The sequence below is a fragment of the Desulfocapsa sulfexigens DSM 10523 genome (assembly GCF_000341395.1).
GTDB classification, from domain to species: domain Bacteria; phylum Desulfobacterota; class Desulfobulbia; order Desulfobulbales; family Desulfocapsaceae; genus Desulfocapsa; species Desulfocapsa sulfexigens.
The window spans coordinates 819,233-833,999 of the sequence record NC_020304.1 but is presented as its reverse complement, the minus strand read 5'-3'; the positions used below and the strand labels follow the sequence as shown (position 1 = coordinate 833,999).

Sequence of the window (14,767 nt, the reverse complement as noted above, 5' to 3'; positions counted from 1 at the left end):
AGCTATGAAGCGTTTTATCCTTCTCCTGGCCCTACTTACGGCCTTTCCACCTTTGGCCACTGATATGTATCTTGCTGCCACACCTCATCTGCAGAAGATCTGGCAGCAGCCTCTCTCCATTATAAACCTGACTCTCACTCTTTTTTTTGTTACCTACTGTATTTCATTACTTTTCTACGGCCCCCTGTCCGATCGACTTGGAAGAAAACCACCACTTATTGCAGGCTTGCTGCTTTTTGTCGCAGCAAGTTTTCTCTGTGCTCTGGCACAAAATATCTGGATGCTGGTGGCAGCACGAATTGTTCAGGCAATGGGAGCCGGAGCAGCGTCGGCTATTTCCCTTGCCATGGCTAGAGACAGGTTGGAGATCGGGACGCGGGAAAAGGTTCTCAGCCAGATTTCGGTGATCATGGCCCTGGCCCCCATGGTAGCTCCTCTAACCGGGAGTCTGATAATGAAATATCTTTCCTGGCCCTGGATTTTTGTCAGTCAGGGGGGGATGGGAATGGTGGCGCTTGCAGGAGTTTTGCTGACGCCTGAAACGCATACCGCTCAGGAGGGGACTTCTGTTGCCGCACTGCTCAGGAGTTACGGTCGGGTTTTGAGCAATTATCGTCTAGTTGGACTTGTTTTCTGTAATGCCGTTACCAGTCTCCCCCTCTTTTCTTTTATTGCCGCCTCTTCGAGTATTTACATCAACAGGTTTCAAATGGAGGAAAGTCTCTTTGGCCTGTTTTTTGGAGCCAATGCCCTCTGTTTTATGTCGGGTTCCATGATCTGTATGCGATTTGGAAAGAAAATTGGAACATTCCGGATGATAACTGCAGGGTATGGCGGCATAGGTGTTGGTGGGCTGTGGATGCTTGCGACTCCGGCTAACGGTTGCTGGCAGCTCGCGCTCCCCATGGGGCTTATTACCTTGTCTCTCGGACTGAGCCGCCCCCCATCCAATAACCTTGTCCTTGAACAGGTTACAACAGATGCCGGCACGGCCTCTGCGACCATGGTCTTTTCGTACTTCATTTTTGGTGCCATGGCCATGGCTATAGCATCACTTGGCTGGGAGGATAAGATAGCATTTATTGGCTGGCTTGCCTGTGGCAGTGGCCTGGTTTCTTTTTCTCTCTGGATTTTTTTGCGAAAATATCTGCATATCCCGGCTGCCTGATTTTGCAAAAAGTTGAAAGGATCTTTTGAAGGATACCCCGATTGTTTTTTACTATACTGTCAACTGATCAGCTGCAGTGCGTATTAAAAGCTACAATGTATTTTTTCAGTATCCGCAGCCCTTCATCGCTGATGTCGGAGAACTCAATTCCAACCGTATAACGCTTCGATGCTTCTTTGGCGTATTTCACTTCTCCTACCAGATCGATCAGATCGTCCTCAATGCCCACTGTAACAAGCAGGGTGTCTCCTACGCTCATCGGCTGGGTGACCTCGAGTTGCAGGCCGTGCTCACTGACATCAAGGGTTCGTCCCATGGAGTAGGTGGTTTGTCTCCCTTCTTTGTCTATTATCAGGTAGTCCAGGAGGTGCAACGAGTCCAGTCGAATGAAGTTTCTTTTTTCCCCTTTTTCCATGGTGGTTGCCTCTTGGGTATTTTGTCTGAGTATTCTTGGATGTGTCTGATGGATATTTGGATATTCTATCACATACTATTCTGCGATCGCAAAAAATCTTTTTACTGATCATTGAATTGTTTGGAGAAGAAACTGCCTGGAAGCTATCAACGATCTGTTTTGGCCTGGTGTTTCTGACGATCAGCGGAGGGGAGGCGCAGATCCATGGGGACGCCCAGGGTGGAGAGAATCAGTATTCGTGGTTCATCATCGATGCGAACCGGGTTCGGCAGGATACACTGTTGCAGGAGGATTTGAATCTGTTTCGGGGAGAGAGTGGTTTCTTTGTAGTTTGGCTCAAGAACAAATGTACAGCCATCATTCCATGCGGAGCAGCCGTAAGCTCTTTTTCCCTTGATAATATCTTTACCGCAGAGCGGGCAGTTTCCCCAGCGCCTGTTATCCAGCTGCCCGGTATTGCTGGTGTGAATCATATTTCGGATGTAGTTGCCGATTCCGTCCATAAAGTCATCGGGTGCAAGCTCATTGCGCTCTATCTGCTTAAGCTTTTCTTCCCATTCACCCGTCATCTCAGGCGATTTCAGCAAGGGGTCCCTGATAAGGGCAATGAGGCAGCGGCCCATATCCGTACAGCGAAGCTGTTTTTTCTCCCGCCGAATGTAGTTGCGTCTGAGCAGAGTCTCGATAATGGCAGCACGTGTTGCAGGTGTCCCGATACCACGCTCCTTAAGGGCTTCACGCAGGATGTCGTCTTCAACCAATTTTCCTGCCGCCTCCATTGCCCCGAGCAGCGAATTTTCTGAGAAGTGTTTGGGAGGCATGGTCTTTCCTTCACGGAGGAAGGGGGCGTGGGGCCCGCTTTCGTCTTTTGTGAAGTCAGGCAGCGTTTGTCCATCTTCGGCTGCCTTCGTTTTCTGGGGAAAGAGAGCAGTCCAACCGGGATGAACAATCTGGGTTCCCTTGGCTTCAAATTTTATTTTGTTACTGGTGCCATCGACGGTGGTGATATTTTTGAGACAGACGGGATAAAAGGCAGCGATAAACTGTGTAGTGATAGCGTCGTAGACCAGTTGTTCGTTCGTACCGAATCTGCGTGGTATTACTCCCGTGGGGATAATGGCATGATGGTCGGTTACTTTTTTATCGTTAATGATCCTGTTGGTGAAGGAAAGTTTTTTAAGATCAAGCGGAGCTATCTGCTCGGGACGAAGAGTTCCCAGCTGTTCCAAGATTTTTGGAATCCGCGGCTTCATGTCTTCACTGAGATAGCGGGAGTCGGTTCGCGGATAGGTGACAAGCTTGGCCTCGTAAAGACTCTGGGTCGCAGTGAGGGTGTCTGCAGCTGAGATTCCGTGCAGTTTGTTGAGTTCCCGCTGGAGTGTGGTCAGATCAAAGAGCTGTGGTGGCTGTTCTTTTTTCTTTTTGGCGCGAATGGCTGTGATTGTAAAGGGCTGATCTGTCAGTTTTTCGAGCAGCACCTGCGCTTTTTCTTCGTTTTCAAAGCGTTTTCCGCTGTATTTGAAGATCACTTCCCGGTAGCGGGTACTGAGTTCCCAGAATGGCTGAGGACGAAACTGGAGAATAGCATCGTCACGCTCGACAATCATGGCCAGAACCGGTGTCTGGACACGTCCGATGGTCCAGAGTACGCGATCTTTCCCTCCACCAATCCTTCCATGGCGAACAGTATAATACCGTGTTGCGTTGAGCCCCACAATCCAGTCGGATTCACTGCGACAGCGGGCTGCAGCGTAGAGCGGATCATAATCGTGGCCGTCGCGAAGATCCTTGAATGCCGCCTCAATTGCATCGGACGTCAGCGAGTTGAGCCAGAGCCGGCGAATCGGTTTCTCTTCAGCTTTGCAGAGCGCCAGGATATAGCGGAAGATAAGTTCACCCTCCCGTCCCGCATCAGTTGCGCATACAATCTCTTCGGCCTGATCAAAAAGTGTTCTGATAATGTGAAACTGTTCAGCAACACCGCGGTTGCTTATCAGTTTGAGTTTGAATTCCTCCGGTACAAAGGGAAGAGTGTCAAGTGACCAGCGTTTCAGGGCGGGATCATATTCACCCGGTTCCTGGAGTGTTACCAGATGTCCAAAGGCCCAGGTAACTGCGCAGCCACGTCCTTCGATATAACCTTTTTTTGTAGGTCTTGATATCGAGTACACTTGCAATGTCACGTGCAACCGATGGCTTTTCTGCGATAATTACTTTCATTCCGGGATTTTCTCGTGCTCTTTATTTTCATCTGTTGAGCAGTGGTAACTGTGTTAGTACCTTGTACTTGGACTCCTGTATAAAAAACGAGAAAGCAAGTTTCAATTTCCTTTGTTATGAGGAGAAGGTACACAGACTGAAGGGTTTTAGACTGAAGGAAAGACAACACATGGCGACCTTCAGCCTAAATACCTTGCGGGCTTGCCCACTTTAGAAGCTTATACCGTAACTGCGTTTAATAAACCTTTTTAATACTGCCATCAAAGAAAAAAAGTATTAAAGGTGGTATGTGTTGCAACGATCTTAACGCTCTTCTTCATGGTTTTAGTGGTACAAAACAGGAACATTGATTGGCTATGCTCTGCATAGGCTATCTGTTCAGGACGAGAGTTCATTTTTTGAGAGGTGGTCCAGGTGTTATCAAAACAAGTGAAAGTGCACGGTAAATGATGTCTGAACGTATTAATATGAAGGTGTATTTTTTATGCACGTGGCTCTTTAGCGTGTTCTTATCAAGCCATTTTTTAAATAGTATTCCCAATGAGACATTTCGGGATCAGTTGCATACCTTGATGGTTCTCGTGACATATGGGCTAATGTATCAAGGGCCTGCGATTGTCAGCTATTGGTTGTTACGGCGCTGGCGTAATGTTGCAGTAGCTTTCTCCATCTTGCTGGCTGTGCTTGGACATGTTCTTGTCTTTGTTGATTCCCATTTGTATGATCTCTATGGCTTTCATCTTAATGGTTTTGTCTGGAATCTGCTGACGAGTCCTGGCGGTATAGATTCCTTAGGTGCAGATCAGACAAATGTGCTTGTCACCCTCGGCTATGTCTCGGTACTGGCGGCACTTCATATTGGTGGCCTGTATATGGCACTGAGACTTTCCCGTTTTCATTTTCCGGTCATCAAGGTATTGATCCTGTTGTTTTTCATCACTTTTGCTGAGCGTGGGGTTTATGGATACAGCAAGGCTCAACTTTACGGCCCCGTTTTAGAAAGAGGGGATGCGATATTTTTATACCAGACGACAAGTATTAATTCGTTCTTAAAAAGAATGGGCATAAAAGTTGAGCAGGTATCTCAAGTCAGCATGTCTCAAAACGAATCCAGGCAACTCAACTACCCCAAAGTTCCAATAGTAATTTCAAAAGTTAATAAACCTCTTAATATTATTATGCTGGTGTCAGAGTCAATGCGCTGGGACCTGCTGTCGCCGACAGTCATGCCCAATATGTCTGCTTTTGCAGAAAAAGCATGGAACTTCACAAGACATTATTCGGGTGGTAACGGGACTCGACAGGGTTTATTTGCTCTCTTTTATGGTCTTCAGGGAAATTATTGGGATGTCTTCCTCCGTAACCAGCAAGGACCTGTATTGTTTGATGTCCTCAACCAGTATAATTACCAATATTTTATCTATACCAGTGCAAAGTTTTCCTATCCTGAATTTGACAGAACAATTTTCAGTGCAATTCCACCGGAAAAATTAATAGAAAACAATAGAGGTGAGCCATGGAAACGCGATCGTAAAAATACGACAGCATTGATTAATGCCATCCAAACGAGGGACCACTCAAGACCTTTCTATGGCTTTCTGTTTTACGAGTCCACACATGCACGATATTCTTTTCCGGACAATGCTGCATTAAGAAATGATTACCTTCAATCCCTGGATTATACAGGATTGTCACGAAAAGAACTTGCTCCGCAGATTAAGGGAATGAAAGCAAGATATGATAACGCGGCGTACGGTATTGATATTCAATTACAGCGTATTGTTGAGTCTCTTGAAAACTCTGGAGATATTGACAATACTCTTCTCATTGTAACAGGGGATCATGGTGAAGAGTTTATGGAACGCGGTCGTTGGGGGCATAATTCAGCCTTCACAGATTGGCAGGTGAGAGTGCCCATGATTGTCTGGATGCCAGGCAGCATTGCAAAAAAAGTAACACAACGTACAAGCCACATGGATGTTCCGGCGACAATTTTAAGTCGTCTCGGGATAGAAAACCCAACTAAAGATTATAGTTTAGGGACTGATTTGTCATTTCCTCTTGAAACGAACAACGTGGTGGTGGCGAGCTGGTCAGATATCGGCTTGATTAATGATTTTGGAAAGTTGGTTATTCCTTTCAAGTCAACGACTCAACATAAAAACCTGGCAATGAGTTTGGATGATGAGGTCGTTGATGGAAAAAAATTATTATCACAAATGCAACCTGAAATTCTCAAGGCCCTGAATGACGCGCACTATTATTACAATAAGGAATAATCTGTTGACTTGTTCGTCTTTATTGAAGACACGTTTGTGAAAAGCGAAGGTAATTGGTATTGAAATGATCCCCTGGGAATTAGTCGATAGCAGCCCGGTGCCGGGAGGTTCAGAAACGCTTTATCTCTACAGGCGGGATACTGAATTTTCCATACGGGTGGATGGCTGTGAATTGATGAATAGCCGTGTTCACGGTTCGGAGGATGCTTTGGCCGAATGTGTTTGTGCACGATTTGCCAAGCATCCATCGTCAAAGGTTTTGGTCGGCGGATTGGGGATGGGCTTCACGGCGGCGGCAGCATTGCAGAACCTTGGTTCTCAGGCTCAGGTGGTAGTGGCTGAACTGGTGCCTGCGGTGGTTGCATGGAACCGAGGTCCCCTGGGACATCTTGCCGGATATCCTTTGACCGACAGCAGAATAACGGTGCAGGAGTGCGATGTCGCTCTGATTTTACAAGCGGAGCAGCAGATGTATGATGCCGTGATGCTTGATGTGGATAACGGTCCCGATGGTTTGACTCGAAGTGATAACAACTGGCTTTATGGCTGGCCGGGACTTAAGGCGACCTATACTGCCCTGAAGCCTGCCGGGATCCTTGCTGTCTGGTCAGCCAGTCCTGATCCTGCCTTTTCAAAGCGGCTCTTTCAGACAGGATTTTCGGTGAAAGAGGTAACGGTCCGGGCACGAGGACAGAAAGGGGGAAGCCGCCATATGATCTGGCTTGCCCAAAAGTAAGACTTTTTTTTACAACCTTAGTTTTTCATCTCCGAATATTCATGCCCTGGAAACATCCTGCCACTGATCACCGTAAGTAAAATGGCCAGGATAATGGCGGCTACTCCAAGCAGGACATCAAAATAAACCGGTGCAACCAGAGCAAGACGGATAATCAATGTGGAAAGGGCAAAACCTGAATTGCGGAAAATTGTATAAAAGGCCGGATGAAAACACTGGGCGATAAGCACCACTAAAATATCGGTGATGATCAGCAGGGTATAAAATCCATGAAAAAAATCTGTATGCTCTATGCCAACTGTGGTGAGATAAAAAGAATGCGCTCCCATGCCTGCAAAAGAGATAAGTAATACCAGGGCGACACCTTTTTTTGCGGCTACAAAATTAAATATATTATCAATGTGATCTCGTTCGTTATAGCTGTCCTTCTGCAGTTTGTAATAGACACTCAGCAGGGCAAAGATCAGGAAAGCACCAAAACCGTTTGATAAAATATGAAGAATACTTTCTTCGTTGCCGATAAATGTTACCGGTTCCTGAAAATAGGAGAGTTCCTTGAAGGCGTTACGTATCAGTATCAGAGAGAGAATCTCGAACTGTTTACCAACGGAGCGTGAGAACGAACAGGGGAGGGTGAAAATAAGGCTGATGACCTCCAGGACAAGAATCATCGTAAATGCCCAGCTGATGGCATAGAAGTGATTTTTAGGAATGATGGGAGCCAGCTCTGCCGGAAGGAGTTGCCGACGTTTTAATTCTATTATCAGAAGGCCGGAGATAAAGATTAGTACCAGCACAAAGGAAATCTTCCGGTGTACTTTTTCGTGCTCGTAAAAATGATGAAGGGGGTCAAAAATCCAGGTGATCAGTTCGAATATCCTGTTCATCATGACACTTCTCCTATCCTTTGATCCGGGAACTGACACTCAGTTGAGGGGGAATGGTACTTACAAGTCTATTCTGAAGCAATAGCAGGATAATCGCCTTTCAGTCAAGGGTTGATATTATTTTTGACACCAGTAGATATTAACATGAGAAGTCCGCGTCCCCACCTGTGGAAAATCCAAAGGTGGATTTAACCGGGTGACTTCACTGAAAACCTTGCGTAGAGTGTCGTAATAAAAGGGTTCCGCACCTCCCTGGTGATTGTTGGCAAAGAGTGCTATGCCATCATTTGCGAGAATGTTACTTACTCCATCTGCGAGTCCAGGCCATTCTTTTTCCACATGAAAGCTTTTTCCCCTGCCTCCGGAAGCAAATACTGGAGGATCACAGATTACAAGATCAAAGGGAGTAAACTGGCGAGGATTATTTTGCTTGTTACGAAGCTGCCGGGACAGCCATTTACGGGTGTCTTCTTTTATGAATTTGGCATTTCCTGCTTCTGCCAGTTGATTAATGGCAACATTCTCCTGCCCCTGTTTGAGACATCCTGCGGCAAGATCCACCGAAAATACTACTTCTGCCTCTGCGGCAAGTGCATAGACAGAGAAGGAACAGGTGAAGGCAAACAGATTTACTACTCGCTTTCCTTTGGCAATTTCTGCAATCCGGCTCCTGGAATCCCGCTGGTCGAGGAAAAGTCCTGTGTGTTGTCTGTCGTTTAACTGTACCTTGAAGTGAAGATCGTGTTCGCGTACCAGAAAAGAGTCGGGAATGGGGTCTCCCCAGGCGGCAATATCCGCAAAAAGTCTGTTTTTATGGGGGTCTCGCAGATTGGTTTTTATCACCCCGCCCTTGCAGTTACAGATTTCACAGAGAGTGGTGAGCAGATCTTTGTGTGCCTGCAGAACCTGCCGTGCCGGAACCGTTTCCCTGTAGCCAGTTGCGCAGAGCCAGTCACCGTACTTATCAATGGCGATATCTTTGGAATATTCACCACGATGCAGGAGTCGGCAGCAATCGGTAACAGAAGAGAGGAAGGGATAGCGCTGTTCGACCAGTGCGAGGTACCCTGCTTCCTGTGGTTTGCTATCCAGCCAGAACTCAAACCACTGTGGCAGGGGGGCGTGCAGTGTCTGGGAAATTCCCGGCCATTCCACCATCGCGCAGTGGAGAGATAATCTGGCGAAGTCTGCTCCCTTGTACTCGGGATCACCAAGAAGGGGAATCCCCGATGACGCCGCGTGACGTCTGATCTGGTGGGTACGGCCGCGATTGATAACCGCTTTGTAAAGAGCGCTGGTGACACCTTCTCTGACTGTACTGAAGTGGGTGCTGCAGGGCTTGCCGTCGAGGGGGGCATCACAGAACCAGGAACTCTGGGATGTTTTTTCGGCTATGAAGTAATAGGTTTTACGTGATCGTTCGTCCTCGTGAACACTCTGCGCTTCGGCAACACCATCTGGAGCCAGAGCAAAGAGAAGCACTCCGCTGGTCCCCTTATCAAGCCGTGAACAGGTATACACCTTCAGTTTGTGGTGCAGGTCCAGCCATTCCACAATACCAAGGTCACCGGGGTGAGCCCTGTGGGTGGATATGCCGGAGGGTTTGTTAATTACAAGCCATCTGTTATCTTGATAGAGGATAGTCATCTTGATGATCTGCTTTTGCGGGTTTTGGTGTTTGGGGCAGGTTCACAATAACACAGACACCGCCTTTTCCCTCAGTTCTATTTTCAACCCGGATTGTTCCATGATGGTGTTCTACAATGGTACGGACAATGTATAAGCCGAGGCCGAGGTGAGGGCTGCTATCCTTCCGGGTACGGAGGGAAACCATGGAGTTGAAGATCTGACCCAGCATCTCCGGAGCAATGGTCGGGCCCTGATTGCAGATACTGAGCTTGATGCCTTCCTGATCACTGGAGAGCGAGAGTACGACAGGTGTTTCTGGTATATGGAAAGAAACCGCATTGTCGATAAGTTTTTCTATCATCTGCCGCAGTCTGTCCGGGTCACCATAAATAAAAAGTGGCTGTTCGGGTACATTATACCTGAAAACAACGTCGGGGTATCCGGGTTGCCAACCATGTTCGACCCAGATCGCCAGGGCAGCCCCAAGGTCAAAGTCTTCTGGAAAATCACGTTCCAAAGCATCCTGGATGCTGGTGGCATCCCGGATTGCAGTGAGGAGGGACTCCATGCGCTGGACATCACGTAAGGCCCAGCCCATATATTCTTTCAGCTGTTTGTCGGGATTTGTCAGCTCTTTCTCCATATTTTTCAGAGAAGCTGCAATACCGGCCAGGGGGGTGCGCATTTCGTGTTCGAGGTTATCGGCCATGTTTTCCCGGTATTCGTTCTGTTCTTTAAGCTGACCGAGCATGGTGGAAAGAGTTCGTGCAAGATCACCGATTTCGTCTTTTGCACGCACTGCGGTAATCTCGGCGATAATTCGTCCATCGTCACTGATGGCATTGGCCGCCTGATTGCGTAGTCGCCTGATGCGACTCGAAATCCGTGAGGCAAAAAACAGCAGGCCAAGTCCAATGATGACAAAGGCCATTACCGTGAGTCCGATGGACTCTTCTATCATGCGATTTTTTAAGGCCAGAATGGAATTGGTTGTCTGCTCTACAACCACAGCTCCAACAATTGTATTTCCATCTACTAATGGTGTGATAGCTGCCATCACCTCCACCTGGGCGTCATCCAGCTGGTAGTGTGTAATGCTCGATTTACCAAGGAGCCCTTCTTCTATCCCCATAATATCGAGTTGTTTTGCCTGGGAACCTGCTGTGGTGAAGGTTGTGGTGAAGGGTTCTGTGAAAAGACGATATACCGGGCTGAGCTGGCGATGAAGCCAGTTAAGCAGAGATGATTGCTCTCTGGCCTGGTCAGATTCGGGGGGAGCTATGGTTTCTAGGCTACCAAAGCGGGCCCGAACCCGTCTGTTGCTGTCGACAATTCTGATACGTGAATGCGGCCTGTCAAGACGTTTTAGCAGGGCTTCGATATCACGGGACGGGGCAAGAAGCCAGCCCAGTTCACCGATTTGATCCGGATTTGCTGTGCCGATGAGCGTTTCTATCTCCAGTGTCTCGGCATTATCCACATCTGCCACGGCAAAGGCCAGTCGTTTACCAATCATATCCAGCGGAATGCGCATTTCAACAATGTAGCCATCCTCAGTCTCTGTCCACACACCCTGAATGCGTGGCTCGTTCGCTATGGGGATCTGGTTCTCCGGATCAGCTGCCATCTGAAAGCCGTTGACCCATCCAGGCTCCTCTGCGGTCAGCAGGTATCTGTGAAGTTCTCCTGCAGGATCTTGTATTCCTATTTGAATATGATCAGCTTTTTCTGGGTAGAGAGAGTTTTTGTGGCGGTACCTCACCTTGTCATCATGGACAAGAAACAGAGCATAGAGGTATTTCCCGCGTTGTCCGACCAGATGTCGAAAGGTGAGAGATCCCGGCTTATAGGGCGAAGTGGTGGCGAGGACGTGCTCAATTCCAAAGGTATCACTCTGATCAAGTTCAGGCTGCCAGTCATCCACTTTTCCATTGAGGCGGATGGAGCTTGAAAGACGGAGAAGATAGAGATCACGACTTTGATCGAGGGAGTGGAATAGCTCACGGTCAAAGATATCCGGGCGATTGGCAAGAGCAGTGGCCACTGCTTTTGCTGTGAACATCAGGGCATCTTCCCGGCTGGCAAGGAGACTTGACTGCAGCATGGCGCTGAACCTGAATCCGATCAGGGGGATCAGCAGGAGCAGCAGGGAAATAAGTGTAAGTTTCAGGCGAAGGGAAATGCGCATAGTTGTTCAGCTGGGAGTGTGGCGATAGCTTTTATCAATTTTTTTCACCTTTGGCCTTTAGCCTGGTTTAATTGTATAATGGTTACTATTCATGTAACAGATTGCTCCATAACCACAAGTCTGAAAGTTGAGCTATCAGTGAAATAGTTGAGGAACTATACGACAGTAACAGGTGAAAACAATGAGAAAAACAAAAATTATAGCAACGCTGGGGCCTGCTAGTAATACTGTGGAGCAGATTCATGAGCTGATCCTGGCCGGGGTGGACGTTTTTCGTGTCAATCTTTCTCACGGAGACCACGAGTCTCAGGCAGCCTTCATTGCTGCAATCAAGACAGCTAGAGCCAGGGCTGGGTGTGAAACCGCTATTCTTCTCGATACCCGGGGGCCTGAAATTCGAACCAGTGATATTGATGAAGGTTTTATTACGCTTCAGCAGGGACAGACATTCTTTTTGACAATCGATACAGTTGCGGCAACGTCTGAGCGGATTGGCGTGAATTATCAGGGCCTTTGCGATGATGTGAACATTGGCGACACCGTTCTTCTCGATGATGGTAAGCTGGCGTTGCGTGTTTTAAGTCTCCATGGAAATGATATCCGCACCGAGGTTGTCGTTGGTGGTCGTCTGGGAGAGCATAAGCGTGTCAGTCTGCCCGGGGTCAAGGTCAATTTACCTCCATTGATGGATAAGGATGTTTCGGATATTCAGTTTGGGGCTGAGATGGAGGTGGACTTTATCGCAGCCTCCTTTATCCGTAAGGGGGAAGATGTTCTGGAAGTCCGCCGTGTTATAGAAGAAGTTGGAGGCAGGCAGCAGATTATTTCCAAGATTGAAAATCAGGAGGCACTCGACAATCTCGAAGAAATTCTTGATTTGTCTGATGGGCTGATGGTGGCCCGTGGTGATCTCGGAGTGGAACTACCACCGGAGAAGGTCCCGGTTATTCAGAAGAAAATTATCCAGATGGCTAATCGTCATGGCAAACCGGTTATCACCGCAACCCAGATGCTGGAATCGATGATTGGCAGTCCCAGGCCCACCAGGGCAGAGGCCAGTGATGTGACCAATGCTATTTTTGACGGGACCGATGCAGTGATGTTGTCTGGGGAAACAGCGGTTGGAGGATATCCTCTGGAGGCTGTTCGTTTCCTGGTTAAAAATGCAGAAATTTCTGAATCTGCCCTTCCCTACGATGAGCTGCTCAGTGCAGGTGCCAGGTATTCGACCCAAACCGTGTCTAATGCTATCTGCTATGCCGCCTGTGCCATTGCCAGTGACTTGCAGGCACATGCCATCCTTGCTGCAACTCAGAGTGGCCAGACCGCCCGGATGGTGGCCCGTCATCGTCCCCAGCCGGCCATTATCGCTACAAGCCCGGAGGCATCAGTGAGGAGGCAGATGCAGTTACTCTGGGGGGTGAGACCTCTGGAAGTTTCCGACGAAGAATCGGTCAATAAACTTTTTGACGATGCAATCATTCGTGCCATGGAAAGTGATCTGATGAAATCGGGGGATACCATTGTTATTATTGCTGGCATTCCATTTAAAATAAGTGGATCCACCAATATGCTGAAGATCCATGAGGTGGGAGACATTAACCTCCATGGTCAGGGGATTGGCAAGGAAACAGTTACGGCAGAGGTTACTGTAATAGAAGACACCCACAGTCTTGATGGATTTAAAGTCGGGAATATTCTTGTTGCCTGCTATACCGATAATTATATGCTGGACAAATTAAGTGGCGCAGCTGGAATTATCACCGAACAACCGGGGCTCACATCGCATGCAGCAATTGTTGGCCGGGAAAAAAATATTCCTGTTATTACAGGGGTAAAGGGTGCCATTGAGAAACTGAAAAGTGGCCAGGTAGTAACTATGAACTGCCATCATGGCCAGATTTACCAGACAAGGTAGCAGTAGCAGGCAGTATGAAACGTAATCCTTTTGGTGCACTTCTTACTAAAATCCAAGTATCAGGAACTGGAAACTTTTCCAATAAGAGGTCAATTACGGGCTGACCTGATGGATGGTTTAGGAATTTATGCTCTTGATAACAAAGCAGTTGCTGCATTCCTTGTGAATGAGGCAGAATTGACGGTACGGGGTCTAAATGTTTTTTATGGTGGGTGGGATTATGAAACACTCTTTGATTCGCGACACCGTTACTGAGTAACAACTCTCAGTGCCGTTTTTCTTACAGATGCCGAAGGGAACATTGTCCTGATTGCCGATACCGGGAAGCAACGCTCAGTCAAGGGAGTCTATTAAAAGAAAAAAAAGGTAACTACTCAGGTGAATAGTCTGAAGGGCGCTTTGCCTTTGCCGCCACTCCCGGCTGACAGAGACGGGAAGCAACGGCAAAGGTTTTGAAGGGGGAAACGCTATTCAGAGCGCCTTACTCCGATGGGTCAAGCACCCCATGGTTATTTCTTGGCCATGGGTGGTGTGGGCACATCGTCGCTGTGACAGTCCATGCAGTTCATCTGAGCGGTGATGCCAAACTCCTTAACTGGCTTATGGGTGGCTGTCGGTTGGTATTTTTTGTCATGCCAATCGTTGAGCAGCTCCACAAGATGGTAGGCAACACTGGCTGCAACCCGAGCACACCTGTCTTTACGCTCTGGGCTGCCGATGTGAAACCCGGAAGCCTTCATCCATTTGCCGACAGAGACGTGACACAGAGGGGAGTCGGCGGTGGTCTTGACCAGCTCAGTGGTGATTTTCGGGGTTTTCGGCGTAAAAACCGGCATGGCGGCATCGGAATACCATTCGAAGATATCCTCGGTAATCTGGTGTCCTTCGTTACCTCCGGCGATTCTAGGTCCTATGATCGCATTAGCAACAATGGCCGCACCGGCATTGGAGCCACATGTCATGCCCCAGCCCACCATACCACCCTCAAGAAAGACAAAGGCATCATCGGGAAAAGAGGTGTACGGTTCTCCGAATTTTTCTTGCAATTGATTGAAAACGCTGTTGATTACTGCCGCACCGCAGAAAACCCGATACCATTCTTTATAGGCCAGTTCCGCAGTTTTGACAGGATCGAGTTTCTCGTAGGGCCATGGCCATTTTTCAGTCGATCCACCTGCGGCGTGTGCGGATTTCAGTAATCCCCCAAACTGTGCAAGGGCAGTTCCTGCGGCAAGTGCTCCCGCGGTTCCGATCATCATCTGACGGCGGGTCAGGCTTTGACAGGGTTTGTTCTGATGTTCCATAATGACTATCCTCCATATCTTCT

At 48.1% G+C, this 14,767-nt stretch carries 11 protein-coding genes; 5 read left to right on the top strand and 6 right to left on the bottom strand.

What is annotated here, in order from left to right; genetic code table 11:
* Window positions 1-4: 4 nt before the first annotated feature.
* A complete protein-coding gene (locus UWK_RS03625) occupies window positions 5-1,168 on the top strand; it encodes a multidrug effflux MFS transporter (protein WP_015402991.1) in 1,164 nt (387 codons plus the stop codon).
* Window positions 1,169-1,235: 67 nt separating this feature from the next.
* Here UWK_RS03625 and UWK_RS03620 read toward each other — a convergent pair whose 3' ends face one another.
* Complete coding sequence (locus UWK_RS03620) at window positions 1,236-1,655, bottom strand: PilZ domain-containing protein (RefSeq protein ID WP_167320714.1); 420 nt, start codon at window positions 1,653-1,655, stop codon at window positions 1,236-1,238.
* Window positions 1,656-1,729: 74 nt separating this feature from the next.
* A complete protein-coding gene (locus tag UWK_RS03615) occupies window positions 1,730-3,754 on the bottom strand; it encodes a DNA topoisomerase 3 (protein WP_167320713.1) in 2,025 nt (674 codons plus the stop codon).
* Between the two features lie 495 nt (window positions 3,755-4,249).
* Between UWK_RS03615 and UWK_RS03610 the strand changes: the two genes are divergently transcribed.
* A complete protein-coding gene (locus tag UWK_RS03610) occupies window positions 4,250-6,082 on the top strand; it encodes a sulfatase-like hydrolase/transferase (RefSeq protein WP_015402988.1) in 1,833 nt (610 codons plus the stop codon).
* A 64-nt stretch (window positions 6,083-6,146) separates the two neighbouring features.
* Window positions 6,147-6,818, top strand: coding sequence for a polyamine aminopropyltransferase (locus UWK_RS03605; protein ID WP_015402987.1), 672 nt, complete (start codon window positions 6,147-6,149; stop codon window positions 6,816-6,818).
* 17 nt (window positions 6,819-6,835) lie between these two features.
* Here the strand turns inward: UWK_RS03605 and UWK_RS03600 are convergent, their stop codons facing one another.
* The 3 genes from UWK_RS03600 to UWK_RS03590 form a co-directional block, all read right to left on the bottom strand.
* Complete coding sequence (locus tag UWK_RS03600) at window positions 6,836-7,708, bottom strand: hypothetical protein (protein ID WP_015402986.1); 873 nt, start codon at window positions 7,706-7,708, stop codon at window positions 6,836-6,838.
* A 114-nt stretch (window positions 7,709-7,822) separates the two neighbouring features.
* Window positions 7,823-9,352: a class I SAM-dependent methyltransferase gene (locus tag UWK_RS03595; protein WP_015402985.1), complete on the bottom strand. Its 1,530-nt coding sequence runs from the start codon at window positions 9,350-9,352 to the stop codon at window positions 7,823-7,825.
* A complete protein-coding gene (locus tag UWK_RS03590; RefSeq protein ID WP_015402984.1) occupies window positions 9,330-11,522 on the bottom strand; it encodes an ATP-binding protein in 2,193 nt (730 codons plus the stop codon). Before UWK_RS03590 ends, UWK_RS03595 begins: the two co-directional genes overlap by 23 nt.
* A gap of 181 nt (window positions 11,523-11,703) precedes the next feature.
* Here UWK_RS03590 and pyk point away from each other — a divergent pair, with 181 nt between their 5' ends.
* Complete coding sequence (pyk, locus tag UWK_RS03585) at window positions 11,704-13,440, top strand: pyruvate kinase (protein ID WP_015402983.1); 1,737 nt, start codon at window positions 11,704-11,706, stop codon at window positions 13,438-13,440.
* A 33-nt stretch (window positions 13,441-13,473) separates the two neighbouring features.
* On the top strand, window positions 13,474-13,695 hold the full coding sequence (locus UWK_RS03580) for a hypothetical protein (RefSeq protein ID WP_208598482.1): 222 nt from the start codon (window positions 13,474-13,476) through the stop codon (window positions 13,693-13,695).
* A 254-nt stretch (window positions 13,696-13,949) separates the two neighbouring features.
* Here the strand turns inward: UWK_RS03580 and UWK_RS03575 are convergent, their stop codons facing one another.
* Window positions 13,950-14,744, bottom strand: a complete 795-nt coding sequence (locus tag UWK_RS03575; protein ID WP_015402981.1) for a C-GCAxxG-C-C family protein — start codon at window positions 14,742-14,744, stop codon at window positions 13,950-13,952.
* Window positions 14,745-14,767: the final 23 nt, after the last annotated feature.

Excerpts from the sequence above, each read along its gene's own strand:
- UWK_RS03625 (WP_015402991.1), top strand. The coding sequence starts at position 5 with ATGAAGCGTTTTATCCTTCTCCTGGCCCTACTTACGGCCTTTCCACCT.
- UWK_RS03610 (WP_015402988.1), top strand. The coding sequence starts at position 4,250 with ATGATGTCTGAACGTATTAATATGAAGGTGTATTTTTTATGCACGTGG.
- UWK_RS03605 (WP_015402987.1), top strand. The coding sequence starts at position 6,147 with ATGATCCCCTGGGAATTAGTCGATAGCAGCCCGGTGCCGGGAGGTTCA.
- UWK_RS03600 (WP_015402986.1), bottom strand. The coding sequence starts at position 7,708 with ATGATGAACAGGATATTCGAACTGATCACCTGGATTTTTGACCCCCTT.
- UWK_RS03595 (WP_015402985.1), bottom strand. The coding sequence starts at position 9,352 with ATGACTATCCTCTATCAAGATAACAGATGGCTTGTAATTAACAAACCC.
- UWK_RS03590 (WP_015402984.1), bottom strand. The coding sequence starts at position 11,522 with ATGCGCATTTCCCTTCGCCTGAAACTTACACTTATTTCCCTGCTGCTC.
- pyk (WP_015402983.1), top strand. The coding sequence starts at position 11,704 with ATGAGAAAAACAAAAATTATAGCAACGCTGGGGCCTGCTAGTAATACT.
- UWK_RS03575 (WP_015402981.1), bottom strand. The coding sequence starts at position 14,744 with ATGGAACATCAGAACAAACCCTGTCAAAGCCTGACCCGCCGTCAGATG.